The 25,136-nt window shown below is 57.0% G+C and carries 34 protein-coding genes; 13 read left to right on the top strand and 21 right to left on the bottom strand.

Annotated elements, in window-relative coordinates; genetic code table 11:
- Positions 1-6: 6 nt before the first annotated feature.
- Entirely contained in the window at positions 7-909 is a 903-nt protein-coding gene (locus tag ACZ5Q2_RS09175; RefSeq protein ID WP_061333054.1) for a hypothetical protein, read from the bottom strand.
- Between the two features lie 283 nt (positions 910-1,192).
- On the opposite strand from ACZ5Q2_RS09175, the gene ACZ5Q2_RS09170 reads away from it, so the two are divergent.
- Both ACZ5Q2_RS09170 and thpR read left to right on the top strand, forming a co-directional pair.
- Positions 1,193-1,405, top strand: coding sequence for a hypothetical protein (locus ACZ5Q2_RS09170; RefSeq protein WP_061333053.1), 213 nt, complete (start codon positions 1,193-1,195; stop codon positions 1,403-1,405).
- Positions 1,406-1,412: 7 nt separating this feature from the next.
- Complete coding sequence (gene thpR, locus ACZ5Q2_RS09165; RefSeq protein WP_061333052.1) at positions 1,413-1,949, top strand: RNA 2',3'-cyclic phosphodiesterase; 537 nt, start codon at positions 1,413-1,415, stop codon at positions 1,947-1,949.
- Positions 1,950-1,957: 8 nt separating this feature from the next.
- On the opposite strand, the gene ACZ5Q2_RS09160 is transcribed toward thpR, so the two are convergent.
- On the bottom strand, positions 1,958-2,350 hold the full coding sequence (locus tag ACZ5Q2_RS09160) for a DUF2784 domain-containing protein (protein WP_061333051.1): 393 nt from the start codon (positions 2,348-2,350) through the stop codon (positions 1,958-1,960).
- 98 nt (positions 2,351-2,448) lie between these two features.
- Here ACZ5Q2_RS09160 and ACZ5Q2_RS09155 point away from each other — a divergent pair, with 98 nt between their 5' ends.
- The 5 genes from ACZ5Q2_RS09155 (at position 2,449) to ACZ5Q2_RS09135 (ending at position 6,106) form a co-directional block, all read left to right on the top strand.
- Entirely contained in the window at positions 2,449-3,063 is a 615-nt protein-coding gene (locus tag ACZ5Q2_RS09155; RefSeq protein WP_432210216.1) for a TetR/AcrR family transcriptional regulator, read from the top strand.
- Positions 3,064-3,139: 76 nt separating this feature from the next.
- Positions 3,140-3,595 carry a hotdog fold domain-containing protein gene (locus ACZ5Q2_RS09150; protein ID WP_072676570.1) on the top strand — a complete coding sequence of 152 codons (456 nt, stop codon included), beginning with the start codon at positions 3,140-3,142 and terminating at the stop codon, positions 3,593-3,595.
- A 28-nt stretch (positions 3,596-3,623) separates the two neighbouring features.
- The gene (locus ACZ5Q2_RS09145) at positions 3,624-4,031 is read left to right on the top strand and encodes a PaaI family thioesterase (protein WP_432210217.1); all 408 of its coding nucleotides are present in this window, start codon (positions 3,624-3,626) and stop codon (positions 4,029-4,031) included.
- 120 nt (positions 4,032-4,151) lie between these two features.
- Positions 4,152-4,721 carry an NnrU family protein gene (locus ACZ5Q2_RS09140; protein WP_432210218.1) on the top strand — a complete coding sequence of 190 codons (570 nt, stop codon included), beginning with the start codon at positions 4,152-4,154 and terminating at the stop codon, positions 4,719-4,721.
- Positions 4,722-4,885: 164 nt separating this feature from the next.
- Positions 4,886-6,106, top strand: coding sequence for an outer membrane protein assembly factor BamB family protein (locus ACZ5Q2_RS09135; protein ID WP_432210219.1), 1,221 nt, complete (start codon positions 4,886-4,888; stop codon positions 6,104-6,106).
- Between the two features lie 42 nt (positions 6,107-6,148).
- Here the strand turns inward: ACZ5Q2_RS09135 and mtgA are convergent, their stop codons facing one another.
- From mtgA to ACZ5Q2_RS09095, 8 genes are all read right to left on the bottom strand, one after another.
- Entirely contained in the window at positions 6,149-6,844 is a 696-nt protein-coding gene (mtgA, locus tag ACZ5Q2_RS09130; protein WP_374812448.1) for a monofunctional biosynthetic peptidoglycan transglycosylase, read from the bottom strand.
- Positions 6,845-6,951: 107 nt separating this feature from the next.
- Positions 6,952-8,691, bottom strand: a complete 1,740-nt coding sequence (locus tag ACZ5Q2_RS09125; protein WP_058092215.1) for an N-acyl-D-amino-acid deacylase family protein — start codon at positions 8,689-8,691, stop codon at positions 6,952-6,954.
- 127 nt (positions 8,692-8,818) lie between these two features.
- Positions 8,819-9,277, bottom strand: a complete 459-nt coding sequence (locus tag ACZ5Q2_RS09120; RefSeq protein ID WP_058092216.1) for a DUF4112 domain-containing protein — start codon at positions 9,275-9,277, stop codon at positions 8,819-8,821.
- Between the two features lie 36 nt (positions 9,278-9,313).
- Positions 9,314-9,745, bottom strand: coding sequence for a DUF3010 family protein (locus tag ACZ5Q2_RS09115; RefSeq protein WP_061333044.1), 432 nt, complete (start codon positions 9,743-9,745; stop codon positions 9,314-9,316).
- A 28-nt stretch (positions 9,746-9,773) separates the two neighbouring features.
- Positions 9,774-10,118 carry a PBPRA1643 family SWIM/SEC-C metal-binding motif protein gene (locus tag ACZ5Q2_RS09110; RefSeq protein ID WP_374787372.1) on the bottom strand — a complete coding sequence of 115 codons (345 nt, stop codon included), beginning with the start codon at positions 10,116-10,118 and terminating at the stop codon, positions 9,774-9,776.
- A gap of 170 nt (positions 10,119-10,288) precedes the next feature.
- Positions 10,289-10,999, bottom strand: coding sequence for a DnaJ domain-containing protein (locus tag ACZ5Q2_RS09105; RefSeq protein ID WP_061333697.1), 711 nt, complete (start codon positions 10,997-10,999; stop codon positions 10,289-10,291).
- A 38-nt stretch (positions 11,000-11,037) separates the two neighbouring features.
- Positions 11,038-11,733 (bottom strand): hypothetical protein, encoded by a 696-nt coding sequence (locus tag ACZ5Q2_RS09100; RefSeq protein ID WP_058092220.1) that lies wholly within the window; start codon positions 11,731-11,733, stop codon positions 11,038-11,040.
- 26 nt (positions 11,734-11,759) lie between these two features.
- Positions 11,760-12,146 carry a DUF2750 domain-containing protein gene (locus tag ACZ5Q2_RS09095; protein ID WP_058092221.1) on the bottom strand — a complete coding sequence of 129 codons (387 nt, stop codon included), beginning with the start codon at positions 12,144-12,146 and terminating at the stop codon, positions 11,760-11,762.
- Positions 12,147-12,356: 210 nt separating this feature from the next.
- Here ACZ5Q2_RS09095 and ACZ5Q2_RS09090 point away from each other — a divergent pair, with 210 nt between their 5' ends.
- A complete protein-coding gene (locus ACZ5Q2_RS09090; RefSeq protein ID WP_061333695.1) occupies positions 12,357-13,157 on the top strand; it encodes a hypothetical protein in 801 nt (266 codons plus the stop codon).
- Positions 13,158-13,160: 3 nt separating this feature from the next.
- Here the strand turns inward: ACZ5Q2_RS09090 and ACZ5Q2_RS09085 are convergent, their stop codons facing one another.
- Positions 13,161-13,799: an SDR family oxidoreductase gene (locus ACZ5Q2_RS09085; RefSeq protein ID WP_058092638.1), complete on the bottom strand. Its 639-nt coding sequence runs from the start codon at positions 13,797-13,799 to the stop codon at positions 13,161-13,163.
- A gap of 192 nt (positions 13,800-13,991) precedes the next feature.
- On the opposite strand from ACZ5Q2_RS09085, the gene ACZ5Q2_RS09080 reads away from it, so the two are divergent.
- A complete protein-coding gene (locus ACZ5Q2_RS09080; RefSeq protein ID WP_058092639.1) occupies positions 13,992-14,660 on the top strand; it encodes a glutathione S-transferase in 669 nt (222 codons plus the stop codon).
- Between the two features lie 51 nt (positions 14,661-14,711).
- Here ACZ5Q2_RS09080 and ACZ5Q2_RS09075 read toward each other — a convergent pair whose 3' ends face one another.
- Positions 14,712-15,167, bottom strand: a complete 456-nt coding sequence (locus ACZ5Q2_RS09075) for a GatB/YqeY domain-containing protein (protein WP_058092640.1) — start codon at positions 15,165-15,167, stop codon at positions 14,712-14,714.
- Positions 15,168-15,268: 101 nt separating this feature from the next.
- Between ACZ5Q2_RS09075 and tenA the strand changes: the two genes are divergently transcribed.
- The gene (gene tenA, locus ACZ5Q2_RS09070; RefSeq protein WP_058092641.1) at positions 15,269-15,937 is read left to right on the top strand and encodes a thiaminase II; all 669 of its coding nucleotides are present in this window, start codon (positions 15,269-15,271) and stop codon (positions 15,935-15,937) included.
- 11 nt (positions 15,938-15,948) lie between these two features.
- Here tenA and ACZ5Q2_RS09065 read toward each other — a convergent pair whose 3' ends face one another.
- From ACZ5Q2_RS09065 to ACZ5Q2_RS09055, 3 genes are all read right to left on the bottom strand, one after another.
- A complete protein-coding gene (locus ACZ5Q2_RS09065; RefSeq protein ID WP_061333693.1) occupies positions 15,949-16,383 on the bottom strand; it encodes a DUF4399 domain-containing protein in 435 nt (144 codons plus the stop codon).
- Positions 16,384-16,448: 65 nt separating this feature from the next.
- A complete protein-coding gene (locus tag ACZ5Q2_RS09060; protein ID WP_061333691.1) occupies positions 16,449-17,060 on the bottom strand; it encodes a class I SAM-dependent methyltransferase in 612 nt (203 codons plus the stop codon).
- Between the two features lie 64 nt (positions 17,061-17,124).
- Positions 17,125-17,766 (bottom strand): MBL fold metallo-hydrolase, encoded by a 642-nt coding sequence (locus ACZ5Q2_RS09055; RefSeq protein ID WP_061333689.1) that lies wholly within the window; start codon positions 17,764-17,766, stop codon positions 17,125-17,127.
- Positions 17,767-17,909: 143 nt separating this feature from the next.
- On the opposite strand from ACZ5Q2_RS09055, the gene soxR reads away from it, so the two are divergent.
- Positions 17,910-18,377 carry a redox-sensitive transcriptional activator SoxR gene (soxR, locus tag ACZ5Q2_RS09050; protein WP_061333687.1) on the top strand — a complete coding sequence of 156 codons (468 nt, stop codon included), beginning with the start codon at positions 17,910-17,912 and terminating at the stop codon, positions 18,375-18,377.
- Between the two features lie 19 nt (positions 18,378-18,396).
- Here soxR and ACZ5Q2_RS09045 read toward each other — a convergent pair whose 3' ends face one another.
- Positions 18,397-18,558: a hypothetical protein gene (locus tag ACZ5Q2_RS09045; RefSeq protein ID WP_171040041.1), complete on the bottom strand. Its 162-nt coding sequence runs from the start codon at positions 18,556-18,558 to the stop codon at positions 18,397-18,399.
- Positions 18,559-18,664: 106 nt separating this feature from the next.
- Here ACZ5Q2_RS09045 and ACZ5Q2_RS09040 point away from each other — a divergent pair, with 106 nt between their 5' ends.
- Positions 18,665-19,657, top strand: a complete 993-nt coding sequence (locus ACZ5Q2_RS09040) for an MBL fold metallo-hydrolase (RefSeq protein WP_061333685.1) — start codon at positions 18,665-18,667, stop codon at positions 19,655-19,657.
- 5 nt (positions 19,658-19,662) lie between these two features.
- Here the strand turns inward: ACZ5Q2_RS09040 and ACZ5Q2_RS09035 are convergent, their stop codons facing one another.
- The 3 genes from ACZ5Q2_RS09035 to ACZ5Q2_RS09025 form a co-directional block, all read right to left on the bottom strand.
- Positions 19,663-20,583, bottom strand: a complete 921-nt coding sequence (locus tag ACZ5Q2_RS09035; protein ID WP_432210220.1) for a bifunctional transcriptional activator/DNA repair enzyme AdaA — start codon at positions 20,581-20,583, stop codon at positions 19,663-19,665.
- Positions 20,584-20,686: 103 nt separating this feature from the next.
- Entirely contained in the window at positions 20,687-21,391 is a 705-nt protein-coding gene (locus tag ACZ5Q2_RS09030; protein WP_061333683.1) for a class I SAM-dependent methyltransferase, read from the bottom strand.
- A gap of 89 nt (positions 21,392-21,480) precedes the next feature.
- Positions 21,481-21,930, bottom strand: coding sequence for a hypothetical protein (locus ACZ5Q2_RS09025; RefSeq protein WP_061333681.1), 450 nt, complete (start codon positions 21,928-21,930; stop codon positions 21,481-21,483).
- Positions 21,931-22,010: 80 nt separating this feature from the next.
- Here ACZ5Q2_RS09025 and ACZ5Q2_RS09020 point away from each other — a divergent pair, with 80 nt between their 5' ends.
- Entirely contained in the window at positions 22,011-22,751 is a 741-nt protein-coding gene (locus tag ACZ5Q2_RS09020; protein WP_061333679.1) for an AraC family transcriptional regulator, read from the top strand.
- Positions 22,752-22,861: 110 nt separating this feature from the next.
- Here the strand turns inward: ACZ5Q2_RS09020 and ACZ5Q2_RS09015 are convergent, their stop codons facing one another.
- Together ACZ5Q2_RS09015 and ACZ5Q2_RS09010 are read right to left on the bottom strand one after the other, a co-directional pair.
- Complete coding sequence (locus ACZ5Q2_RS09015; protein ID WP_061333676.1) at positions 22,862-24,610, bottom strand: DNA repair helicase RadD; 1,749 nt, start codon at positions 24,608-24,610, stop codon at positions 22,862-22,864.
- Between the two features lie 39 nt (positions 24,611-24,649).
- Complete coding sequence (locus ACZ5Q2_RS09010) at positions 24,650-25,135, bottom strand: hypothetical protein (RefSeq protein WP_061333675.1); 486 nt, start codon at positions 25,133-25,135, stop codon at positions 24,650-24,652.
- Position 25,136 lies beyond the last annotated feature (1 nt).

The following is a 25,136-nucleotide window of genomic DNA, read 5'->3' as shown; positions in this document are numbered from 1 at the left end:
CGCCGACTACGCAGCTACCGCAGTGTCCAGAGCCGGCTCACCAAGGGGTGGCTCATCCGCCAGCAGCACATCCCGGAACGAGAGGTAATAAGCACCGGTAAGCACTGCCCCCCAAACTATGGCCGCAAGAATCATCGCCACCACCCAGAAACTCATTGATGCCGTTGACGCACTGATCGTGAACAGGGGGAAGAAAAAGAGCTGGCTCAGCGCCATCACATTCACGGCGAAGAAAATCAGCACGAACAGGTTCTTGAAACTCGCCCGAAAACTGTGACTAATCGCCGCAAAGACGCCTTCACGAGCAATCACGATCAACGGCACGACATAGCAGAAGAGCGCAGCGAACAGGGTCACAGCCGCCACCACCGAGAGGAACACGAACAGGGCACGCAACATGAAGTTTTGGGTTCCCAAGCCGAAACTCATGGCGTCACCGTAGTAGCCGGTGCCGAAAAGCGCACGCTCAAGATCTGCTGTACCCACAATCCAGTAACCCACCAATGCCATAGCCAAGGCGACCAAAGCCATCATCAGCAACATAAGCACAAGGTGAACGATACTGTGCCCCCCAAACGCAGCAAACAAACTGGTGAATCGAGGACGCCCTTCAGCTGCAGAGTGAAAAACGGCGATCATCCCGGCGTTCAGTACCAGTGTCAGAACCGCGATCGCAGAAACGATCAGAACCATCGTAATAAGACTGCCTCGAAACATCAGCTCGAACGAAACCAGCTGAATCAGCACTGGCGCAACAATCACCAGCAGGTATGCCGGCAGAATCACGCCCCAGTTGTCACGGAGCAGTTTTATAGACCCTGAAATCCAGTTCAGTGGCGGCCCCGCTTTTACTTTGCGCGGTGAAACAGAAACGGGTTGGTAGGAATTACTTTCATCGTGAGTTTGCACAGCAGGAAGTCCTTAATTTGCTTTCCAGAAATGATGACCAGCAAGCTGATCTGTCCAAGGCCCGGCACCCTAACAGATCATGTCCTTGATCTGTGTCCAATATCGCCCCGTGCACGCGTGAGACATTGTCCATTCCCGCCGTCTGCATGTATGGGTAGTTAAATATTCCGGGTTGACGTGCTGCAGCCAACAACAGGACACTGAAGTCCGCTCATATAACTGATTACAAACGCGATGAACCAAAGCAGCTCCAATTGGAGCCGCCTCACTCTGGAGGATACTGATGACTGACGAAGACACCCTGACGGCATTGAAAACCGCGTTCACCTTCATGCCCCAGCCGGTCGAGATCAACCGCTACGAATACGGCGACGACGCCGACCGCATTCTGGCGCAGGTGAACTTCGTCCGGGAGGTACTGGTCAGTCACGGCATTGACCCGGAGGAAGTGGCCGGCGAGATTAATCCGGACACTTCCCCCAACTCCTGTTACTGAACGCGTTATGCCAAGGCTGTTTTTCGGGCTTGAGATTCCCGAGGCCATCAAGACGAGCCTCCTGCAAGTCAAAACACAAGTGGCGGGAGCCCGTTGGCAAAGCCGCGGGCAACTGCACCTGACCCTGGCCTTCCTCGGCCAGGTGGAAGAGCAGAAGGTGGCCCTGGCCTGTGACCTAGCCAGGGGAGTTACCCAATCGCCCTTTGAGCTTAATGTGCAGGGGCTGGGGTGTTTCGGTTCTCCGGAAAAACCCAAGATCCTCTGGGCGGGCGTATCTCCGGAGAATGAACTCAGAGAGCTCCAGAAAAATCTGGCAACCGCGTTGACCGACAACGGGTTCACACTCGAAAACCCGAGCTTCAAACCGCATATCACGCTTAGCCGTTTTCGACATCCGGCGGGTTCGGTGGCCTCGCTGTTTGAAAGCCACCAAGGCACCCTGTTTGGATTGATGCCGGTTCAAGACTTCGTACTTTATAAGAGCACACCTGGGCCGGGAGGCTCCGTTTATACCGTTACTGAGCGGTTTACCTTGCAACCCTGATACTGCTTTCAGCGTCGGGGCTTTACCAGAAACCAGCTTGCCACAACCAACGTCCCAAACAGGGTATAGACCAGAATAAAAACCCAGTCCGGCGCGTTGTAGTACAGAATGGTTTCCAGCCAGTGCTGAATGAACGAGCCCTCATAACCACCCTGCCCGGCCTTTGCACGCAATTCCATTTCCCAGATCGTCAGCGGGCACAGCACGCCAAGCCAGGCCTGAAGCACGACAATACCAATAACCACAAGATGGCTCAGCCGGAACCAGAGATTTCGAACCCAATTCCACTGGCGAAAGTAACCGACCAGGGTAGCCACCAGACCAAAGATGACAAACACAACCAACAGGGTGTGAAACACTAGCAACAAGTCTGCAAGTATCTGAAACCACTGAGCGTTCATAAACACCTCCCTCAGCACCGAACCCGCCCCACAAACCGCGACAACTGGCAGAAGATTTCTCTAGAATAACCTTCTAAATACCATGACATGAGAACCCCATGCCGCTGGACGCTTTTGACCGTGTTTTACCCGGTGCCCGCAAAGCCAACAAACGCCATATACTTCGCTGCGCGCTGACCTGCTTTCTTGAGCACGGCCTTGAATCCACCACCATTGATATCATCCGCCAGCGTTCCGGGGCCAGTGTTGGCACCCTGTACCACCATTTTCACAACAAAGAGGGCCTGGCCGCAGCGCTGTTTTTCACGGCCCTGGACGATCACAGGGCAAACGTATGGCCAGAGATAGAAGCCGCAGGTACCACTCGACAGGTTATTGAAGCGCTGGTTACCCGTTATATGGACTGGGTTACCAACGAACCGGAACTTGCTCGCTTCATGTTTCTGGCGCGGGCCAGTGTGGCAGCAGGCCCCTTCCGAGAGGAACTGACGCAAAGGAACCGTGAGCAATACGGTGTGATACACCGTTGGCTGGCCGAGGGCCAAAGCCAGGGCGACATTCGATCCCTGCCACGGGAAACCTATGCCTCCCTGCTGCTTGGGCAAGCTGAGAACTACTGTCGGGCCTGGCTGGCCGGGCGGGTACCAACGCCGCCGTCGGAACATGCCATGCTCTTTGCAGAGGCCGCCTGGCGAGTCCTGTCAAAAAGCTAGAATATTATTCTAGAAATAAATTCCAAATGTTGGCACTATCTCCTGACCGCCCTTTTCTAGCGCAGGAGAATGCATTATGAATGTTGTCAGCCTCTACAACCGGCTTAGCCGTCTGCCCATGGGCAAAACCCTGTTCAGCCGCGCGGTCTGCCAGACCGCACCGTACTTCTCCAGCATCTCACCAACGGTAGAGACTCTTGCCCCGGGCCGCTGCGTGGTCACCATGAAAAAACGCCGAAAGGTCACCAATCACCTGAAAACCGTTCATGCGATTGCCATGTGCAACATGGCGGAACTGGCCGGCGGGTTGCTCACCGACGCCTCAATTCCCAAGGGGGCACGCTGGATTCCCTCTGGCATGACCGTCAAATATCTCAAGAAGGCCAAAACCGACCTCACTGCTACCGCCGACGGCTCCAGCCTCGACTGGTCCGAGGAGGGTACGGTCAGGGTGCCTGTCTCTGTGACGGATACCTCTGGCCAGGAGGTGTTTCATGCCCTGATCGATATGAACATCAAACATACCCGCTAACCGGCGCACCGCACAGGAGGAACCCGCCATGGGGGAGCTTTTCGAATTTGGCAAACAGATCCTGGCCCAACAACCGTTCAGCGTACTATTGGGCACTGAGTTGAAAGCATTTGAACCTGGCAAAGCGGAACTGAGCCTGATCGTGAAAGAAGAGCTCAAGCAACAGCACGGTTTTGTCCACGGCGGAGTGGTCAGCTACCTCGCTGATAATGCACTGACCTATGCCGGAGGTTCGGTTTTGGGGGATTCAGTCACCTCCGAATACAAGATCAACTACCTCCGCCCCGCTATTGGGGACCAGTTGATCGCCAGGGCACGGGTACTCTCTTATGGCAAGCGCCAGGCCGTGTGCCAGTGCGAGATTGTGGCGACGGATAACGGCGAAGAGAGGATGGTCGCCGTGGCTCAAGGTACCATTACCAAGGTGGCGAGCTGACGCCAAAGGTTTATCAGCTCGTAGTTAGCGCACAGGTGACTATACTAACCAGATCTGTCGGGATTAAGACGCTTCACAGAGAGCGGGTGAAGCCTTCACAAGGCTAAGGAGAGGACGCCGATGACAACATTGATACTGGGACTGGCCCTGTTTCTGGGCGTTCACTCATTGTCTATCGTGAATGAACCGCTGCGGGACCGACTGCACGCGTCTATGGGGGAGGCGGCATTCAAGGGGCTCTACTCCCTCGCCTCTCTCGCGGGCCTGCTGCTGATCATATGGGGTTACGGCGCTGCGCGTCTTGATCCTAGCGTCCTTTACGTGCCGCCCACCTGGCTAAGGCATCTGTCGCTGCTGCTACTGATCCCCGTTTTCCCGCTACTTTTCGCTGCTTACTTTCCCGGCCGGATCAAAACTAAGATCGGTCACCCAATGCTCGTTGCGGTCAAACTCTGGGCGCTGGCCCACCTTCTGGCCAATGGCATGCTGCATGATGTTCTTCTGTTCGGCTCTTTCCTGGCCTGGGCGGTTGCGGACCGAATCTCCATGAAACGCAGAACACAGCGGCCTATCGCGACCCTGCCCGCCACCAAAGCAAACGACGTTATAGCCGTGGTCGGTGGCCTTGCCGCGTATGTCATAATGGTACTTTGGGTTCATCAATGGGCGTTCGGCGTCGCACCGTTTTAGTGGTGGAAGCTATCTGATTGGTGGTGCCGCGCAACCTAGTGTGTATTACCTAATTCCCTTCCATAAACTTTTCACGCCTGCTTACCAAGCCAACCCAAGAACAACATCGCTTCCGTGAGCGCAGTAACCCATGGACATCTATTGATACAACGGAGTGTTGTTCTATGCGCACTATTGCAAGAAAGAAAACCCTTACCCTTCTGTTCTCCCTGGTTCTGATCGCCGCCTGTACCGCAACCATCAAGCCCGAGTGGACCGCACTGTATAACCACAAAGCCAACGTGGAACCCGATCGCCTGACCTGGCTGGAAGATCTTTCGGTCAACAGCTACGGTGATGTCATGGTCGCAGGTACGACCATTCGCACCGGTCTGGCCAATCGAGTGCAGGATATTCTGCTTGTCCGTTACTCCGATAACGGCCAACGGCTCTGGGCGGTCGATTTCGATCTGGCCACCGGGGACTACCGCAGTGACGACAGCGCCCTTGCCATGGTTATTGATGGCCAGGACAACGTGTACATCCTGGCCAATCAGTTCAAGGTTCTCGATGAAAATACGTCGTCTGCCGGTGCCTGGCTGATCAGCGCTGATGCCAATGGCAACGAACGCTGGCGCTATAAGCTCAGTGACAACAGCGAAATGCGCGCGTTGAGTCTCAGCAACGACATGCTTTACGTAACCGGGCCCAACACCCGGGTATTCAATCTGGAGGGCACGCCTCTGCTGCACATTGAGCATCCGGGGCATACCGCGCACTCGGTAACCGCCAGTGCCAACGGTCATTTCGTCATTGCCAGCGGCCAGGCTGTCAGCCTGTTCAACGCAAACGGAGAGCAACTTTGGCAGCAAACCGGTGTAACCGGTGAGTACCCGGCCGGCGAAGTCATCTTCACCATGAATGGCGACGTTGTGGCCACCAACCTGCTGGCAGACAACGGCGGCGCCCGCATCTCCCGCTACACGCCGGCGGGCGACAAGCTGTGGACCAGAACCTTCGGCGCGGCTTACAAGAGTTACGGCTTGCCCGGGCCAGCCCTGGTGTTTGAGGACTATCGCGGCGACTTGCTGCTGACGGCCTCCAACGCTGATGGCCACCGCATCGTCAAACTCGACAGCGCCGGCAGGACCGTCTGGAATAAAACATCACGCAACGGGATCATTAAAGATGCCGCCTTGAAAGGGTCTGACCTGTTTGTGGTTGGCGGTGGTTTCAACGCCAAGTACGAAAGCGACGGCAGCCGCGTGGCGGAATCAAAAGTAGATCGCAACGTACAGATTACCACCGGCAGCGTTGCCATTGATGGTAACAAGCTTTACGCCGGCTACAGTGCAGAGAGCAACGGTAGCTTTGCACTCCACCTGTCACAGTACCTGGACCGGTAAAAATTGCAGGGACTGATTAGCCGACTGCGATGCAGCCGGCTATTACAGCCCCTCAAGATACCGCAGCCCGGAAAGCTGGGCCATTTGCCGTTGAATCCAGTCGACCCTTTCCTGCACATAGGCCGACGGAGAGTTCACGCTCAGAACCTTCGGGTTTGGTAAAACAGCGGCCAGGCGTGCAGCCTGGGCCTGGGAAAGATAACGTGCCGGCTTGCCGAAGTAGGCCTGGCTGGCCGCCTCCACACCGTAGATACCCGGGCCGAATTCCGCGATATTCAGATACACCTCAAGCACTCGCTGCTTGGGCCAGAGGCCATCGATGGTCACGGCCAGGCCCGCCTCAATGGCCTTGCGAGCAAAGCTGCGCCCGTTCCACAGAAACAGATTCTTGGCGGTTTGCTGGGTGATTGTGCTGGCGCCCCGCAGCCCCTCCCCCGCCTTGTACTCCGACACAGCCTTGCGGATAGCATCCACATCCACGCCACGATGATGGGGGAACCGTTGATCTTCACTGGCCACCACCGCCAGCGGCATCCACGGAGAAATATCCGACAGCGGCACCCACTCATGCCGTAACGGCCGGGGCGGGTTATCGAGTTGATACGCCAGCATAAACGCCGACGTGGGAGGGTTCACAAAGCGGAACAGCAGAATAGCCAGCAACAGCAGTGCGATAACGACACCGAGCGCCATCGCCACCAGACGCAACGATTTGCGAACAAAAGACCTCTTGGCCATAACCAGAACCTACCCACCGCCATTGGCTGAACACGAACAAACAGGCCGTACATGTTAGCCGACACGACAGGCTTTGGCGGTTACCATCTGGAAAGGCCGCGTTAAGCTCAACAAGCAGCAATAAACCGTCCATAACCCATCTCCCGCCCTAACGCGGGAGCCAGCTGTTCGTCATCCACCGCCAGCTTGCCGTTGATAATCACAGTTTTCACGATACCGGGATTACGGTTAACCAGTCGTTGAAGGTCGAAATTCTCCATGTCACCCCAGTGCACCTGCTCCAAGTTCTGGTTAAATCCTGACGGGTCCAGCACCACCACGTCGGCCCTGTCTCCCTCCCGGATTTTCCCGGCCTCGATGCCAAACCAGTCGGCCTGGTCTCCGGTCAGGCGATGAACGGCCTGCTCCATGGTCATGATCGGGTCGCCTTCCTCAATGGATTCGTGCACCAGCTTCAGCATGCGCAGCGGCAGGTTGTAGAACGCCATATTGCGGATATGAGCGCCGGCGTCGCTGAAGGTAATGAGCGAGCGGGGGTCTTTGACGATCCGCTTGAGCACCTGTTTCCGATGGTTACCCACGGTGGTGTACCAGCGAATTTTCTTACCGAACTCCACGACCAGGTCCAGGAACAGGTCCACCACGTGCACACCCCGGGCTTTGGCCACTTCCTCGAAGTTCTTGCCGATCAGGGATTGGTCCGGGCAGTCGATGATCATGGCGTCACCAAAGTCTCGCTGCCACACCCTCGGGCTTAGTTTTTCGCCATAGAACTTACGGAACTTACGCCGGTACGCTTCGTCTTTCAGGAGCTGGTTGCGCTCAACCGCGTCTTTCAGGTCCAGGGCCATTTCGCCGGCACCGAATTCCTCAAAAAACACCACATCGATGCCGTCTGCATACACCGTGAACGGCGTGGGCAGCACCTGCCAGCGGAAATCCCCCCGTAACGCATTGGTAAACACAGAGGTTAGCCGGGTCAGGTTGGTGAGGTAGGCACTGCCTTTAAGATCCATTTGACTGATCAGTGTGGTCTTCAGGGGACGGCGCAACCAGCCCAGGCATTCGCGCACGTACTGCAGAATCTGTAGCGGCGTGGCGGCATTCGGAGCGCCCTGATGCACCCGGTTATACTGGCGCACCAGCTTGTTCAGGCGCGCCACCTCTTTCCATTTGGCGTAGGTGCTGGGCAGGCTCTTGGACCATTCCCGGTCGCCATCCACCTTGTCCCATTTCAGGCACATGGTGGAGAGCCCCAGGAAGCCTTCATCCAGGGCCTCTTTGAGTAACCTTTCCATGGTTTGCATTTCTTCTTCGGTGGGCTGAATCGCCAGGTCAGTGGCCCGGCTGAGTCCCATCACCCCTACCCGCAGGTCACTGTGCCCCAGAAAACTGATCACGTTTGGCCCCAACGGCACCTGTTTGACATGTTCCACCCATTGTTTGGGGGTAGACCAGGTTTTGTGTTCCTTCAGAATCGGCAGCACCCGTTCCCGGGGCACGGTTTCCACCCGGGTGAAAATGTCGGAAGCGTCCTCATACTCACTGCAGATCATGCTCAGGGAACAGCTGCCCACCAGCACGGTGGTTACACCATGGCGCACGGATTCAGACAAGCTGGGGCTTACGAGAAGCTCGGCATCATAATGAGTGTGGGTATCCAGAAACCCCGGCGTCACCCATTTGCCCGAGGCATCAATCACGCGATCCGCCTCAGCATGATCGACGGCCTCATCAGTGACCCTGGCAACTCGGCCATCCTTGATCGCCAGATTGCGGATGGAAGACGGGGCGCCGGTGCCATCGAAATAGCGGCCACCTTCAATAATGAAGTCGTAGTGAGCCATAGCGGTGTTCCCTTTCACTGGTGTTGTTATTATCAGGGCATTGGCCAGAATCAAATGCGATGCAGTGTCTGGCCTGAGACTAATCAGGATAGCTCAAGCGCGGACGATTATCGCCGCAAAACAGGTCTCAGAGTATCAACGTCAACCCGCCGGTAAACAGCGCGAGCAGAATCGACAACCCTATCAGCGTCTTCCAGGGGAATGGCGGTGGTGTTGGCTCAACGGCCAACTGTTGCTCCAGGTACGTTCTCAGTAATGCGGTGTTACGGGTATTGGCTTTGTAGATGGCATCGAAAGCATCCCCCACCACCGGTAACAAACCACCCACAAAATCGATAATCATATTGCGCCGCATGCGTCGCTTTACGGATTTGCTTGCGCCAACCCGATGCGCTTCGATCAGGACATAACTCGACAACACCAAGCCTACGAAGTCTCCCACCACCGGCACCAGCCCAATCACGGCTTCGACGCCAAACTTGAAGCGGGTAAAGGGAATGCCAATGCTGCTGTCCATCAAACGGCTGAACCTATCCAGCCGCTTCAACGTAGCCCGCTGCTGGGCTTCAGTGGGTTGCTTCGCCATGCTCACTCCAAACGCCGTTCTGCGGATAACGCCCCATTACTTCGCCATCAATCCAACATAGGCTGCGGTGAAGGCGGTTTCCTGGAAGGCTTTCAAACCGGTCGCGTCAAAATGAATGGGCAGCGGGTTGGCGGCCAGCGTAGATTTGATCAGAGCAGGAGGCAGCAACCTGACATCCAGATCCGGGTCGGCAATCAGCTGTATCGTCGCCTCCAGTTTGAAGCTGATGGCTCCGCCGGCAAACTTGCCTTTGGGCATGCGCTCCTTGATCGCGACACGGGTTACCTCGTGCTCTGCCATCAGTTCCGCGAACGCCGCCTGGAACTGCTTCAGGTCTTCGCGGGTGTGGTTTTTAACCAGCGATAGCTTGCGCACCTTGCATTCCGGCAAGCTGATCAGCCCCCGATCCAGTTTCAGCAAACACAGCACTGCGTCGCTCGCGGTAAGTTCAACGCCACAAATAATCATAATATTGCTCTCTTTGCTCGCCGCACCTTCAGCCACAGCACTTTTTGAACTTCAAGCCACTACCGCAACTGCACGGGTCGTTACGAGACGGCGTTTTCGTGGTGACGACCGTCGCAACCTTGTTCACAAGTACCGTCAGCTCGGCGATGGATTCAACCGCACCCTCGCGGTCGTCTACCGTAATGTTGGCGTGTAGCCCGGCCTCGGCCACCTGGGCTTCGATCTCTTGCTTGCGTGCCTCACTGGTGACCACCAGCGTTAGCGGAAATTTCTTGCTGCCGCTTTTCTGACTGGCCTTGGTCTTGAACCCGCCGTAATCGGTGTGATGCTGACGAGCATCCTGCCGGCCTTTATAAAAGAACTTGTCTGACATGCTGATATCCTGGTGAACGGAAGATAGCCAGAAGCCAGTACAACGCCTGCAGCCGCTGGGCGGAGACGTTTTAGCACGCTTGTGGCGTCGAATATATAGGCAGAAGCGGAAGTCACTCCGTTAAAGCAGCAAATCCAGTAAGGAAGACTGGCAGACCATCTGTGCACGCATCAACTCAAGAGCCGCTCCTTCGCCTCATTGATACGTGCCGCCAGATAATTACTACCGCCACGGTCCGGATGCATTTTCTGCATCATCCGGCGATGGGCCTGAACAATCTCTTCCTCGCTGGCGCCGGGTTGCAGGCCAAGGATATCCAGCGCTTCGGCCTCGGTAAGCGGGCCGCCCGCCCGTGACTGCTGGCCGGAGGCACCGCCAGCGGTATCGCCCTGATCATCCGCGCGCCAGGAATCACCAAACCGGCGGTCCAGATAGGTTTCCAGCAAGCGGGCAGAGTCTTCGTCTTCCATACGACAGTACTGCAGAAGCTCAAGAAATTCGCTCTCGCTCAGATCCGACAACGCTCGCCCGGCCATTGGGCCTTTCAGAACCTTGCCGCTCATGGTTCCGGAATCGTGGTCCAGGCTCATTTCCAGGATATCGCTGGCGACCCGGGATTGATTACCCGTTTTCGCCTGGCCACCGCCCGGTAGGTTCCCAGTCAGTATTGACGGCAACACCCTGCGCAACAGCGGGTAAAGAAACGCCAATAACGCGAACAGAAAATGCAGCCGGCCGGTCACTGCCATCACCAGCATCAAACCGGTACCCGCAAACAAAGCCAGTTTGATAATCGCCGGTTTGCGTTGACTGGCCGGCTGGCTGCGCAGCCAGACCCACGCAACAACCGTTAACACAATAACCAACAGCGTTAGTGGCACTCAGATACTCCGGGTTCTCTCAGCCTACTCAGCAAGTGCTAGCGAATTTGCTGAGTCAGGCGTTTCACTTCCGCAGAACTACGGCTGGAAAAATCCTCCAGGGCTTTCGCTCCCCCGGAAGCATAGACCGCAACAGCCGCCATAAGATCCTTCAGTACCTGTGGGCTGTTCCGATCGAAAGGTACGTAGGCACCACCAGACAACTTGCTGACCTGCTGGAACACCGCCTTGGCGTGGGGATCGTGCCCCTCGTGGAACATGAACACCGGCGTTCGCAACAGGCCCAGTTCGCCCGCGGAGTGGCAAAGCTCATCCACAGGCTCCTCGCAACAATCGCCGATAAACACCACGGCTTTTACTGCTTTTGCCCGGGTTTCCTTCACCGCATGGGCCAACACCCGGCTAATCTGGGTGCGGCCACCCAGGCAAGACACGCCGTTCATAAGGTTCAGCAGCTGGCCGGTCTCATTCACAAACCTGGTCGCCTTGAACTCACCAAAGCCACGGTAATAACACAGCTGAATGGCCAGGCCGCCCAAATCCTCGGTAGCCATGAATAGCTCACTCTGCAAATGGCAGGCCTGATCCCAGGTTGCCTCCCGGCTGGCGGTGGCATCCAGAGCGAAGATCAGGCGCCCCTCGCCACCCCCCTTCGCGGGCAGCGTGCGAACCTGGTGGATAAACTGGTCGATGGCCTGTTTATCGGATTTGGTACGTAGCTCTTTATCAGCCATAAGCCTCCGCCACCTTCCATTCGGAACTAGAATGAGCTGGACATCACCTCTTGCAGGTCACGCTTGAGTTCTTCCGCAGGGGTAATCCATAACTCACCCTCACCACCGGGGAAGACACCCACTTCCAAGCCGTCCCGGGTTAAACCTGGCACCCACTTCTTGAAGAAGTCCGGCAGAGAAACCGCCTTCGGTGAGAGGTCGCCGGAATCCTTGGCGTAATCCGCCGCAAACTCAGTTCCCGGCCAAACCGGTAGATACCCTACACCGTCCTCTTCCGAAACAATTTTCAGAAACTGGTTATCGGCATTGATCAGAATCCAGATTTCGCGCTCGTCGGCAACGGCATCCAGAAAGTAGTCATACCGTTCCTCGCCATCCATCTCAAGAATCTGGGCCAAGGGGTTATCGCTCATGAAAACTCCATTATAGGGAACCAATACCGGTTTCACCGCCCGAAGCGGCTATGCATATACTGAAGCCTATCAGGAAAGACAGCACGCTGCCTGAACAGCCGCTATGGTTAGTGTACAGCCCGAGCGATAGCACGCCCTATGGTATTCCGCGAATCCGGTGCCCGAACCAGACATCATGCACTAGCAGCGCAAGTAATTGCGACAGCCATAGTGTTATTCGCAATCGCGTTGCCCGGTCCGGCCAGTGCTGCCGGCACCCTCTACCTGCAGTATCGGCATTGGCAGCCATATAGCTGGCCCAATGACGAGCCCACCGCCAAAGACATTAGCCGCTCCCAGCGGGGCCTGGGCTGGCGATACCAGGGCGCAACCTCCACCGTGAGCCTCGACTACGATTACCAGCCGCTTCGCATTCGCACGGGCACTCCGGCCCACAACGGCCACCTGCATCGGCTGACATTCGGGGGCGATTGGCAACACAACCTTTATCACCTGGAGACTGAGGTGGGCGTCGCCGGCAGCTCCAATATGTTCAAACACCAGGACTTCCACCGCCAGGTGCTCAATGGCCGCCTCGCTGTGTTCAGGGCCTGGCACGAGGGCTCAGACCTGAGCGTGGGTGTTGGCGGCGATCATCGCTTCGGTTCGTTCCGCTGGCTGCCGCGGTTGAGATGGGCGCAGTCCACGGTTTACGGTCACTGGCAGGTGGACCTGCCTGTTCTGGCGCAGTGGCAAAGCCCGGACCAGAGCTGGGGCGTTCGGATGGAGCGCGCGGGCGACCGCTGGGCCACACTCGACAAGTCCCGCGAGGTTGAAAGCGCGCTGTATCTTCGGGAATGGCGGGCGGAACTAAGCTACCGGCTCGGCTTTGGCCATGATTCTTGGCCTGCGGTTTTGCTGGGGCTAGGCGCCAGTATCGACACCCGCGTTCGATACCAGGATCTGAACGCGGGTAACCTGGATATTCGCCTCGGCGATAGTGTCTTCGGCCGGGTGATGCTCAGCTGGTAGGCATTAAAGCTTTGCCAGGGCATCAACCACCGGCGTGTCGCCTGAAACCACATCAAACACCCGGTTGTCGGTATTATCCGAGTCCAGCACCGCCAGCAGTACCCGAGCCACATCCTGCCGGGGAATCTCCGCGAAAGACGCCAGCCGTTCACTCACCGCCACCTTGCCGGTACCTTCATCATTGGTCAGCCGCCCCGGCCGCACAATGGTGTAATTCAAGCCGCTGTTCTTCAGGTGTTCATCGGCATTTCGCTTGGCCCGTAGATAGTGCTGAAGTTTTTCGGGGCCTTTCTCGGGCTCCTCGGCGCGCATGCTGCTCACCATGATGAACCGCTTTATACCCATGGCCCTGGCAGCGTCTACCAGGCGGATAGCACCGTCCTGATCCACATCAATGGTTTTATCCGGGCCGGTATGAGGGCCGGAGCCCGCGGTAAAGATGACGGCATCGCAGCCGCGCATGGCCTCGCTACAATCGTGTTCCAAGTCACCCAATACGGTTTCGGTGGCACCCAGCTTCTGCAATTCCGGCCCCTGATCCGGGTGACGGACCAACGCACGGGCCTCGTGATCGCTGTTTGCCATCTCCTGCAACAGATGTTGCCCGATCTGCCCGTTGGCGCCTGCTATAAACACGTGCATGTAGACCTCCTGCTTCGCTGTTCAGCGTATGTATCTTTTATAGTTGAGTGCCCGCTGAACGCAATTCAAGCCACAAAAGCGGTTTATTCAGAAGCATCATTAAAAATGAATTACATCAAAGGTGAACCAAAAGGCCGCTGGCACACTATTCTACTACCCGAACACTCTTTTTAACGGGAACGGAGCTTCCGCATGATTACAGTCCACCACCTCAACAACTCCCGCTCACAACGGGTTCTCTGGATGCTCGAAGAACTGGGCGTACCCTATGAAATCCAGCGTTACGAGCGCGACGCTGAAACCATGCTGGCCCCCGCCAGCCTGAAACAGGTACACCCGCTGGGGAAATCACCGGTGATTACCGATGGTGATCTGGTGGTGGCAGAATCCGGCGCCATCATTGAATACCTGGCCCACACTTACGGCAAAGACAGCATGCTGCCCGAAAACGGCGGCCAGCAATGGCTGGATTACACCTACTGGATGCATTACGCCGAGGGTTCACTGATGCCGCCGCTGGTCATGCGCCTGGTATTTGAAAAAGTGAAAACCAGCCCGATGCCGTTTTTCATCCGGCCGGTGGCGAAAGGCATCGCCGACAAAACGAACCAGATATTCATTGGCCCTATGATCAAAACCCATCTGGACTTTGTCGAAGCCCACCTGGCGAAGAATACCTGGTTTCTGGGGGACGAACTGAGCGCAGCCGATATCCAGATGAGCTTCCCGCTGGAGGCCTCGGTGGCACGGGGTATTGTGGGTGCAAGCCGCCCGCACATTTCTGCCTGGGTGGCGCGAGTACACGCCCGGCCGGCTTACCAGAGGGCCCTTGAGAAAGGCGGCGAGTACGACTTCGCCTGAGGATAGCGGCGAGGGCCAACGGCCCTCGCCTTAACAAACCAGGGCTGGTGCTCAGCCCGCCAGTGCAGCCCGCACCTTCTTGCTCAACTGCCCCATATCCACCCGGCCCGTCACTTTCGGGCGCAGCTCGTTCATCACATTCCCCATATCCTGCATACCCTTTGCAGCGGTTGAGCTGATCGCCTCAGCAATCAAACCGTCCAGCTCTTCCTCAGATAGTGCCGCCGGCATGAACTCCTCAATAATCGCCATTTCCGCCCGTTCCTTGTCCGCCAGCTCGCCCCGGCCGGCGTCATCGTACTGGCTGGCGGCATCCCGGCGCTGTTTCAGCATCTTGTCCAACACCTTCAGCACATCATCGTCACTCAGCTCGCGGCGCTCATCAATTTCAATCTGCTTGATGGCAGACTGGGCCATACGCAGAGTAACCAGCCGGTCCTTGTCTTTGCTGCGCATTGCGTCTTTCACCGCATTGCCGAGCTGTTCCTTGAGAGATGCTTGTGCCATGGTTGGGCTCCTGTTTGAAGGAAAAAGAGTGTGGGCATAATATCAAAGAACCAGCCCCAGGCCCTCAAAACCAACTCGACAACCACCGCCATGGAGTTTCAATGCCGTACCAGTTCGAAGATCTCAAAAACGCTTTTCCCACCGAGTGGCGGGATTACATCGAACACAGTTTTGTGCAACAGCTGGGCAACGGTTCACTCGCGCCGGAAGCCTTCCAGCATTACCTGAAACAGGACTACCTGTTCCTGATCCAGTTTGCCCGGGCCTATGCCCTGGCGGCCTACAAAAGCCCGACCCTGGCTGACCTGTTGCAAGCCAAAGACGGGCTGCTGGCCATTCTGGATACCGAGCTGGGGTTACACATCAGTTATTGCAAAGAGTGGGGAATCTCAGAGCAGGAACTGAACAACCTGCCCGAAGCCCGCGCCACCCTCGCCTACACCCGCTACGTGCTGGATACAGGCAATCGCGGCGACCTGCTGGACCTGCACGTGGCCCTGTCACCCTGCATGGTCGGCTACGGCGAGATCGCCAACTGGCTGAACCGGCGCTCAGAAACCCTGCGGGGCGAGGGCAACCCCTACGATGCCTGGATCGCCATGTACGAAAGCGACGAATTCCAGGGAGCCATGCAGGCGGAAATCCGCTGGCTGGATGAACGGCTGGCGGACGTAACCCCGAGCCGATTTGAACAGCTATCCCACATCTTCCGGGATGCCACCCGGCTAGAAATCGACTTCTGGGATATGGGCCTGCATCTGAGCGACTAGGTTTGCGCCCACTACTCCACCGTGATGGTGATTTTCTCAGACATCACCGGCGGCTCATGGGGAATATGCAGGTGATCACCAACCAACAGCTGGAGTGTGTGTTCGCCCGGCTCTAACTCCAGCGTGGTCTGGGTTTGGCCTCCCCCAAAATGAATATGCCGTTCATCCGCAGGGATCGGTTTGTCCATCGGGGGCAGGTCGTCCACATCAACCAGCAAATGGTGGTGCCCGGTTTTCTCACGCTCCACGCCCGCCGGCGCAACGCCCAAGCCCTCCAGGCCAAACCTTACCGTCACCGGAGAGCTCACGGTTTGCCCGTCGAGCGGTGTCACAAAATACACCGCCGCCCCCTCAGGCGCAGGCGTTGCTCCATGGGCACCGGCGACCATCGAAGCGGCAAGGATCAAACCAAACGTGACACGCTGTGTCCTGATCATGGTGTTCATAACCTATTCCTTCAGTGAGTGAACCACTCCCTAATAGTAGGTTAACTTTCCCGGTTATGAAAAACTCAACCACCCCCACCTTTAATCCAGCTGTATACCCGCATGGGCGGAATGTTCAGCAGTTCCAGCGTACAGCTGGTATGGGCCCCCATGACCGGATCGGTAAAGCGGGCGACATCTCGGCGGAACTGGTAGGCGATAAACCGCCCGCCCTCTACCAGGTTGTCATTCACTGCCTGCACGACACGATGAGCCACAGCCGCCGGCATCTTTGAGAAGGGAATCCCAGAGATGATCACATCTGGCTGTTGCATATCGTAAACAGCCAGGATCTCGGTGAGATCCTCGGCGCTGCCCAGGTGGTTGCAAAAGCGGGGGTCAACGATGTCGCCAAGCAACTTATGGAAGAAAGGGCTCAGCTCAATTGAGAGAAGCCGCGCGTCTCGCCCCAGGTGACGAAGAAACGCGCGCGTGGTGCCGCCCGTACCGGGGCCCAGCTCTACGACCTGTCGGGCGACAGATAGACCAGACGCCTCAACGATTCGCTGCTCCAGAAATCTTGAACTGGGGATAACAGAGCCCACCTGGCCCGGTTCCCGCAGGAATCCGCGAAAGAAGGCCGCCGGATTCGTCCTCCGGCTCGAATCGGCCTTCGGCTCGCCACTTCCTCCATCCATTTCGCTTGCCCCACTAACGACCTCAACTGTTCATCGAGTATAGCAGTGCGACCCATAACCCGACTTACCCAGCCGTAAGCAAAGGCTGCAGTGCGCTATCCACGTGGCGTGCCCAATCGTTTGGCGACATTTCCTGGTAACCGTCCTTGTCGGCAAATGCACTGGAAATAACCACATCTGGCTGCAACTCACGCAACATCCGCAAGCTGGCCACCAGAGTGTCACAGTCACTCCAACCCTTTATGAAGCCATTGCTCCATTGCTCTTTTCGGTTTCGATAAACCGTGTCGCCCGTGAAAAGGTAGGTCTTACCAGTCGCCGATCTCACCTGAAAACAAGTACTGCCAGGTGTGTGGCCAGGGGTTGAAATCACCTCGATGTTGCCAGCCAGAGTCTGTCTTCCAGTGAACAGAACATCCGGCTCCAGGATCTCCGCGAAGGATTCCCGCTCAAGTGCATGCCCGCCCAGCTTGGCTCCGTAGCGTTCACGCACCCGCAAGAGCGACTTACCCAATTCATCCTGATGACTCAACAATTGCCAATCAACGCCACCTAGGGTGGCCATGGCATCAATTTCATACTCGTGACCGGTGTTATAGAAGAGCACGTTGCCCTCTTCTCTCGTCAGCAGATAGGCGTGGGTGGTAAGTCCGGGGAATGGATTCTCTACGTCAGTTTGCCAAAGGTCTGGAAAAATCTGTTTCATGACATCCTCCTGAATAGTCACTGATTGAACAGTTAGTCACTGCACCGCCAGCCTAATACCTAAAGTTAAGTTGAGGTCAACGAACAGAATCATGGAAAATGGCTATCGGGAGAATAGCCAGACCAAGCACCTCAGAGGCAATCATGAAGACAGAAAACAACCAGGAGCTACGAGCCACGCTCAGTGTTGGGGAAGTTGCCAGACGCAGCGGCGTGGCGGTATCGGCCATCCACTTTTATGAACAAAAGGGGCTCATCAAGAGCTGGCGCAACGCGGGCAACCAGCGGCGCTTCCAGAGAGATGTGTTACGGCGAATCGCCGTGATCAAGGTGGCGCAGCGGCTTGGTATTCCATTGGCCAAGATCGGCGATGCCCTGGCCGCACTGCCAACGGATCGCACGGTTACCGCTGACGACTGGAAACACCTTTCAGAGCTCTGGCGGGCAGACCTGGACCGCCGCATAGACATGCTCACCGGGCTGAGGGACCAACTCAGCGACTGCATTGGCTGCGGCTGCCTGTCTATCGACGCCTGCCGGCTAAGGAACCCCTGGGATGAATTGGGCGAGCGAGGCCCCGGGGCTCGGCTCTTGGAGCCGGATGCCGAGTAACCGGGTTACCCCGAGATCATCAATTGCTTTTCAGGTTGATCTGCTTTGTGCCGGTGGAAGTCAGTTGCCCACTTTTACCTTTGCCCACCTGCTCAACACGACCGCCGGACTTTAAAAAGGCTGCAGTCTGCGCTTCAATTTCGGCAGATGTTAAGGTAGCTTTAACAGCTTTCTTACTCATATTGTTTTCCATATCAAGTCTTGGCTTAAGTGCCAGAATCAGCGCTCCCAGTCTATCTGAAACAAAAATATAATGCTGAACTGATTCCAACCGGCGAGCCTAACCCATGACCATCAACCGTGAACGCCTTGCTGCCCTTGCCGCAGAACCCCATTGCAATGGGGGAAGGTATCGAAACCTGGAGCCGGTGCCCCGCCACGGCCTGGGGGATTTCCTGCGCTGGCAATTGGCGCCAGGCCGCCGCTTCCCGCAGGGTAAACGCTTCACGCTGCTACGCCCGGATGGCCATTTGCTGGCAAAGCCACCCCAAAAGCCACAACTGGTCTGGCTGGGGCACTCGTCTTTCCTGTTCCAGCATCGGGGCCTGAACGTGCTGACCGACCCGGTATTGTCAGACCGTGCCAGCCCTTTCCAGTTGATCGGGCCAAAGCGGCACACACCGCCGGCCCTGACCGTGGCAGACATGCCGCCTATCCACCTGGTATTGATCTCACACAATCACTACGACCACCTGGACGAAGCAACCGTGCGCCAGTTGCACCGGCGCTTCGGGACACACCTGCGCTTTTGTATTCCCATGGGCTTGCGCCCCTGGTTTGAAAAACGCGGCATCCATAACCTGGTAGAACTGGGCTGGTGGCAGTCTGACCGTATAGCCGACGATCAGGAGGTGTTCTGCCTGCCAGCCCAGCACTTCAGCGGCCGCACCGCAACGGACACCAACACCACGCTCTGGTGTAGCTGGCTTCTGGAAATCGACGATTTCCGTCTCTATTTCGCCGGGGACACCGGCTACGGCGGAATATTCAGGCATATCGGCGAGCTGTTCTCACCCATTGATCTGGCGCTGCTACCGATCGGCGCTTACGACCCGCGCTGGTTCATGGCCCCGGTGCACGTGGCACCGGAAGAGGCGGTCAGGATTCATCAGGACATTGGCGCCCGCCAATCCGTCGCCATGCATTGGGGCACCTTCGTACTCACTGATGAGCCCATGGATGAGCCACCACGGCGACTGCGGCTGGCGCTGGAGAGACAAGGGTTGAGCGAATCGGAGTTTCGGGTAATGCAACATGGAGAAGTCTGGTCGCCAACGTAGCCTCCCTAAGAACCGTCGTCAGCTCTCTGCTGTTTCTGCTCTGCGTCAAGCAACGCTCGCTTTCTCTCCAAGCCCCAACGATACCCACCAAGCCCGCCATCACCCCGCAACACCCTGTGACAGGGAATCAGTACGCCTATCCGGTTTTTGCCGCAGGCAGAGGCCACGGCCCGCACCGCTTTGGGCTTGTCGATCTTCGCGGCCAATTCGCTATAGCTAAGCACATCGCCTTCCCGGATGCTCAACAGGAATTGCCACACCTTCATCTGAAAAGCCGTCCCTCGCATATCCAGCGGCAGATCCGGCCTCGGGGCGCCTTGGCTGATGTGTTGATCCAAAGCCTCCACCCAGGCATCAAGCTCCGGGGCATTCCGGGCCGGTGACGCCCTCACTTCGGCCTTGGGGAATTCCGTTTTCAGACCACTCACCAACGAGGACTCACTGTCACCAAACTGGACAAAACAGACGCCCCTATCCGTTGCGGCCATGGCCATCAAGCCCAGAGAGGTGGGTCGACAAGCGTAGACGATGACCTCACCCTCCCCCCCGGCCCGATAGGCCCTGGGCGGCATTCCAATATTGCGGTGCGCTTCCCCATATACCCGGCTGACGGAACCAAACCCAGAGGCAAAGATCGCATCCGTGACCTTATCGCCATTTTTCAGGGATTGCTTGAAGTAGCGCATCCGCACCGCGTCCTGATAGGCTTTGGGAGAAACGCCAAACGCTTCTTTGAATTGCCTTTGTAACCGCGTGGGAGAAAGCCCAACAATAGCCGCCAAGCCTGCCAGCGTCAGAGGCTCGTCTGCGTGCGTTTCAATATAATGTGCGATTCTTACCAGTCGGGTCATTCGTGAATCCCCCTCCTGGCAATCATCCCCGGATTCCAAGGCAGCCCGCATCTCCTGCTCCACTGGCAACGGCATGTCATTCCCCTATATTCGCCAAGCTCAGGGCTATTACAACGGACAATGCCAGGCGTTTCCATCCGATTCTTGCCCTGTTACTCCTTGCCAAGCCAGCCGACGTTTACTGGCCCGTCCTCTCGCATCGGGAAACAACAAAAATCAGGCTCTTGGGATCGGCATTTCCTGCAGTTGGTGCCAGCATCCGGGAAACGCCTAAACCCGCCTCACTGAATAACCGGCTCCAGTCGTCCAGTGTCCGAACATAAAGAGGAGACGGTTCACCGAAATCGCCGGGCAAGTCGGCCCAGGTACCTTCCCGCCAACCGCTCTTGGCCACCTCGTTTCCGCTGAACATCATCGGGTGCAGTGTCTGGATAATCAACACGCCGCCTGGGGTCAGCATTTGAGGGACAGACATAACGCATCGGCGCACAGTTTCGTCGCCAAACAGTGAAAAGTTACAGACGACCAAGTCAAATATTCCAAGCCCCAACTTAGCGAGATCAGACTGATCTCCAACCACATAATGCCCCTTGCGATGCTCTTGGGCGTATTCGATTAGCTCGCGGGATGCATCCACGCCGACGGCACGAAAACCGGACCCGGTCAGTAAATCCACTAACCAGCCCTCTCCGCATCCCACATCCAGGACCCGAGAGTTCGGCTGAACATGGTCATTGATTGCGGCAAGCAAAGCGTCACGCGACGCCACGCCCGGCGCACGGATTCCGTGATCCCGAACGGCATCAATCCAGGCCCTCCCGTTCTCATCCCATGCCTGGACAATCAACTTTTCATAGAGATCTGGGGTCTTCTTGAGGGACATCAGGGGCTCCGCGGCGCTTCAAATGCCCCATTGTAACCTGCAGCAACGACTCCAGCGGTGCTGCAGTGACGAATGGCAAACAAGCCTCTCTAGCCCTGCCAGATGCCAAGCATCGCTCCTAGTCCCAAAACCAGGCTACCCCCCACTTCCCCAAGTATCAGCAGCACCATGAATACCCCAGTCATCCAGGGCGGTAGAAGTCGCTTCCCCAAGCGGTGAGGGCGGCGCAGTTGGTTGTCGGTGTCCTGAAGCAGGCCATGGAGGATATAGGTGCCGATGGCAAACGCGAAAAACGCTAAGGCCGAGACAGCCGCCACAACGTTAACCCAGTCCGCAAAAACACTGCGGGCGCTGAACGCAGCCAACAGCAGTGCCGCAAAGCTGTAAAGTAGTGAACTGCGGTGAGCGATGTCGACATAGGTCGGCGACGAAGCGTCCTCGCTTCGGGCCATGTGCCGGTATTTCCAGATGCCAGTGAGAAGCCCCGCCATGAAGAACAGGAACGCCGCTGAAAGACAGATCTTTTCGGCCAGAGACATACATTTACTCCTTGGTTATAGTTGTGAGGCTGAAGTATGCCGGACAAGCTCCGGTACAACTTGTACGTTTGGGCTATTCGATGACACAGGAAAAACGCATCTGGCTGGCGCATGACCGGGCTCTGTTCCTGGGTGAGCTCCCTCCGGCAAGAATGCACGCACATGCCGCGCCGGTGCTCTTGATTGGCCTGAGTGGCCCCATCACGCTGCATTTCCCGGATGGTCGCCGTGAGACCTGCCACAGCGCCCTGGTGAATGCCGATGTGAAGCACGGGCTGGATAGCGGAGGTGAGTACATAGCCTCCCTCTACCTGGAACCGGATGCGCCGGAGACCCGACTCCTGAAAGCAGGGTGGCTGAGTGATCGCCCGCTGGTGTTCGACCCAATCCCCTCTCCCGCGCGGCCGAGAAGTCTGGAGCGAAGGCTGCAATCCTTTGACATGTCCCAACTCCTCCCCGCGTCGGCGCTTGGGCACCGAGCCGAGCTGGACAACCGCATTGCCCGAAGCCTTGACTACTTGCGGGAAGCGGGAGACCAACCCTTCAACCGCGCCAATCTGGCCAACCAGGTGCACTTATCGGAATCGCGATTCAACCATCTTTTCCGGGAGGAAGTGGGCATCAGTTTCCGGCGTTACCGAAGCTGGTCGCGCCTGCGTTCCGTGTTCTACCACGTAGCGAAGGACCAGTCGCTCACCGAGGCAGCCCTTAGCGCGGGCCTGCACGACTCTGCACACCTCAGCCGGATGTTTCAGGATATGATTGGCATCGCGCCGTCACGGGTGCTTCATGGCCTGCAAGGGTTGCAGGTTCTGCGTTAACGCCCGAAGAGGAACCTGCATTCCTGGAAAATGGCAGAGCTGACCGGCCATCGGAGGGTTGGCACCCACTTCGCCGAACTCGTGGGCAACCATGCGCCCCTTTTAAAGCATCACACCTCATTCGCCTTACGATACTGCCCCCGATAATCAAATATCCGCTCCTGGACCTGCCAATAATGCTTCTGCTTACGGGCAATCACAAAATCCGGTGCCGGCAACAGAGCTTGCAACTCTAGTACCTCCTCCGCCTTACCGAAGGTTTTCGGAGCCTGGCCGTTAGCAAATCTGCGGCCGAACAGTTTGTTAAACACGTGGCGCTGTGCTGGCTTGCTGAAATCAAACGACTCGCCAAGCTCCTCCCCATCCTCACCGTGGTAGGTCATCTTCAGCTTGCTTCCGCCAAGGCCCAGGGTGATACCGGCGCAACGAATCACCATGGCATCTTTGAGTTTCAGGGCATCCCTTAGCTGATCGTCCGGGTCGATAATCGCTTTGTGACAGTGCCCGCAGTTGCGGGCTGCAATATCGTTCTCGCCCCCACAGTGGGGGCACTCCTTGAAGCGAAAACGGTAGTCGCATTGCAAGGCACGCGCGCTCTCCCCCTCCACGGGCTCCAGCAGCCCTTGGCAACGGCGCCCGTAATGCTCAATTACCCGGCCGTCGCTGTCGGTTTTGCCCCAGAAGATGTTTGCAAACCCACAGCCCGGGCAGAACACCTGCACCGGTTCACTGTCTGGATTCGGTTTCGGCTCCCCAACCTCCGGGTGATGAAGGTTCACTTGGTTGCCGGCGTAATCAATCACCAGGCAATCCTTTTTGCCCTCATCCAGGCGAAGACCACGGCCCACCATCTGCTGATACAGGCTCACCGACTGGGTAGGGCGAAGAATGGCGATCAGGTCCACATGGGGCGCATCGAAACCCGTGGTGAGCACAGACACATTCACCAGGTACTTTAGCTGCCGCTGCTTGAAGCGCTGAATCAGCAGGTCCCGATCTTTCTGGTCGGTGGCGCCGGTCACCAGGGCGGTTTGGCTCTCCGGCAGATAGCCGGTGATCTCCCGCGCATGCTCTACCGTTGCAGCGAAAACCATCACGCCCTGGCGGTCCGCGGCCAGTTCCACCACCTGCTCAATGATGGCGCGGGTCACTCGCTTGTGTTTGCTCAGCAGCTGATTGACGTCTTTCTCGGCGTATTCGCCAAAGCGGTCCTGAGCCAGCGACGAGAAATCGTATTGCGCCACCGCTGCATTCACCAACTCCGGCCGGGTGAGATAGCCGCGGTTGATCATGTAGCTTAGCGGCAGCTCGTAGATGCAGCGCTGAAAGGGCTTGTCATCTTCACTGCGAACAAAACCCCGGTAGTGATAGCGATAGATCCAGCCCATGGCCAGGCGATAGGGCGTCGCGGTCAGCCCAAGTACTTTGAGGGAGTCGTTCTGCTGTTTTAGTAACTCAATGATTTGTTGATACTGGCTGGTTTCCTCACCGCTGACCCGGTGGCACTCGTCAATGATCACCAACGAGTACTCATCCCGGAACTGATCCAGGTTCGCAGCTACCGACTGCACACTGGCAAAGGTGACCTGATGCTGGCTCTCCTTGCGCTTCAGCCCGGCGGAGAAGATGCCACCGGCTAACCCATACCCCTCGTATTTGGAATGGTTCTGCTCCACCAGCTCTTTGACGTGCGTGAGTACGAGAATCTTACGGCGAGCAAGGCGGGCCAGTTCGGCAATCACCAGGCTTTTGCCGGCGCCGGTAGGCAGCACGATCACGGCAGATTCGTCCGATTTGCGGAAATGATTCAGCGTGGCATCGACAGCTTCCTGCTGGTAGGGGCGAAGGTGTGTGAGCAAAAGACTTAAACCTCTTTACTGCATTTATTCAGTATCGATTCAAAAATACCCCAATAACCTCCCAAGAGTCAGCGCACCAATCCATACAAACAAAGACAACGCCACCCCCACTCGCACAGGAAAAGGCATTTTCGCCATCAGAGGCAGGTTCTCCACATCCCGGCGCTTCAATACCTTACCCAGTATCAAAGCATTCGATACGCCCAACACCACCAGCGCGATCTTGGCCTGGAACAGCCACGAACCCGCGTAGTCCGCGGCTGCCGTGGCAAATAGCAGCAGCCCGCAAACAATCGCCAACACCAGGCCCATCGCCGATGTTATTCGAAGTACATCGACGAACATTGTCACGGGGTACCTGCGCCAAAGCCCCAGCAAACGCAGATCCAGCGGCACGATACCGCCAACCAGCATTGCAACCCCGAGAATATGCCCGGCGTTTACCAACGGGTACATGAACGTGGAATTACGCAAGGCCGAGACCAAAGCCAACTCCTGGATGAGGCTCAACGCCGGTTCAATCATC

Source organism: Marinobacter alkaliphilus, from assembly GCF_055394375.1.
This window is presented reverse-complemented; position numbering and strand designations above follow the sequence as displayed.

Bases quoted from the DNA above. Each gene is read 5' to 3' on its own strand.
- ACZ5Q2_RS09035 (WP_432210220.1), bottom strand. From the start codon at position 20,583: ATGCCGTTGCCAGTGGAGCAGGAGATGCGGGCTGCCTTGGAATCCGGG.
- ACZ5Q2_RS09140 (WP_432210218.1), top strand. From the start codon at position 4,152: ATGACAACATTGATACTGGGACTGGCCCTGTTTCTGGGCGTTCACTCA.
- ACZ5Q2_RS09085 (WP_058092638.1), bottom strand. From the start codon at position 13,799: ATGCACGTGTTTATAGCAGGCGCCAACGGGCAGATCGGGCAACATCTG.
- ACZ5Q2_RS09075 (WP_058092640.1), bottom strand. From the start codon at position 15,167: ATGGCACAAGCATCTCTCAAGGAACAGCTCGGCAATGCGGTGAAAGAC.
- ACZ5Q2_RS09045 (WP_171040041.1), bottom strand. From the start codon at position 18,558: ATGAGTAAGAAAGCTGTTAAAGCTACCTTAACATCTGCCGAAATTGAA.
- ACZ5Q2_RS09170 (WP_061333053.1), top strand. From the start codon at position 1,193: ATGACTGACGAAGACACCCTGACGGCATTGAAAACCGCGTTCACCTTC.
- ACZ5Q2_RS09120 (WP_058092216.1), bottom strand. From the start codon at position 9,277: ATGGCGAAGCAACCCACTGAAGCCCAGCAGCGGGCTACGTTGAAGCGG.
- ACZ5Q2_RS09080 (WP_058092639.1), top strand. From the start codon at position 13,992: ATGATTACAGTCCACCACCTCAACAACTCCCGCTCACAACGGGTTCTC.
- mtgA (WP_374812448.1), bottom strand. From the start codon at position 6,844: ATGGCCAAGAGGTCTTTTGTTCGCAAATCGTTGCGTCTGGTGGCGATG.
- tenA (WP_058092641.1), top strand. From the start codon at position 15,269: ATGCCGTACCAGTTCGAAGATCTCAAAAACGCTTTTCCCACCGAGTGG.
- ACZ5Q2_RS09160 (WP_061333051.1), bottom strand. From the start codon at position 2,350: ATGAACGCTCAGTGGTTTCAGATACTTGCAGACTTGTTGCTAGTGTTT.
- ACZ5Q2_RS09100 (WP_058092220.1), bottom strand. From the start codon at position 11,733: ATGGCTGATAAAGAGCTACGTACCAAATCCGATAAACAGGCCATCGAC.
- ACZ5Q2_RS09150 (WP_072676570.1), top strand. From the start codon at position 3,140: ATGAATGTTGTCAGCCTCTACAACCGGCTTAGCCGTCTGCCCATGGGC.
- ACZ5Q2_RS09030 (WP_061333683.1), bottom strand. From the start codon at position 21,391: ATGTCCCTCAAGAAGACCCCAGATCTCTATGAAAAGTTGATTGTCCAG.
- ACZ5Q2_RS09065 (WP_061333693.1), bottom strand. From the start codon at position 16,383: ATGAACACCATGATCAGGACACAGCGTGTCACGTTTGGTTTGATCCTT.
- ACZ5Q2_RS09145 (WP_432210217.1), top strand. From the start codon at position 3,624: ATGGGGGAGCTTTTCGAATTTGGCAAACAGATCCTGGCCCAACAACCG.
- ACZ5Q2_RS09025 (WP_061333681.1), bottom strand. From the start codon at position 21,930: ATGTCTCTGGCCGAAAAGATCTGTCTTTCAGCGGCGTTCCTGTTCTTC.
- ACZ5Q2_RS09135 (WP_432210219.1), top strand. From the start codon at position 4,886: ATGCGCACTATTGCAAGAAAGAAAACCCTTACCCTTCTGTTCTCCCTG.
- ACZ5Q2_RS09060 (WP_061333691.1), bottom strand. From the start codon at position 17,060: ATGGATGGAGGAAGTGGCGAGCCGAAGGCCGATTCGAGCCGGAGGACG.
- thpR (WP_061333052.1), top strand. From the start codon at position 1,413: ATGCCAAGGCTGTTTTTCGGGCTTGAGATTCCCGAGGCCATCAAGACG.
- ACZ5Q2_RS09125 (WP_058092215.1), bottom strand. From the start codon at position 8,691: ATGGCTCACTACGACTTCATTATTGAAGGTGGCCGCTATTTCGATGGC.
- ACZ5Q2_RS09020 (WP_061333679.1), top strand. From the start codon at position 22,011: ATGACACAGGAAAAACGCATCTGGCTGGCGCATGACCGGGCTCTGTTC.
- ACZ5Q2_RS09095 (WP_058092221.1), bottom strand. From the start codon at position 12,146: ATGAGCGATAACCCCTTGGCCCAGATTCTTGAGATGGATGGCGAGGAA.
- soxR (WP_061333687.1), top strand. From the start codon at position 17,910: ATGAAGACAGAAAACAACCAGGAGCTACGAGCCACGCTCAGTGTTGGG.
- ACZ5Q2_RS09040 (WP_061333685.1), top strand. From the start codon at position 18,665: ATGACCATCAACCGTGAACGCCTTGCTGCCCTTGCCGCAGAACCCCAT.
- ACZ5Q2_RS09115 (WP_061333044.1), bottom strand. From the start codon at position 9,745: ATGATTATTTGTGGCGTTGAACTTACCGCGAGCGACGCAGTGCTGTGT.
- ACZ5Q2_RS09010 (WP_061333675.1), bottom strand. From the start codon at position 25,135: ATGATTGAACCGGCGTTGAGCCTCATCCAGGAGTTGGCTTTGGTCTCG.
- ACZ5Q2_RS09055 (WP_061333689.1), bottom strand. From the start codon at position 17,766: ATGAAACAGATTTTTCCAGACCTTTGGCAAACTGACGTAGAGAATCCA.
- ACZ5Q2_RS09155 (WP_432210216.1), top strand. From the start codon at position 2,449: ATGCCGCTGGACGCTTTTGACCGTGTTTTACCCGGTGCCCGCAAAGCC.
- ACZ5Q2_RS09110 (WP_374787372.1), bottom strand. From the start codon at position 10,118: ATGTCAGACAAGTTCTTTTATAAAGGCCGGCAGGATGCTCGTCAGCAT.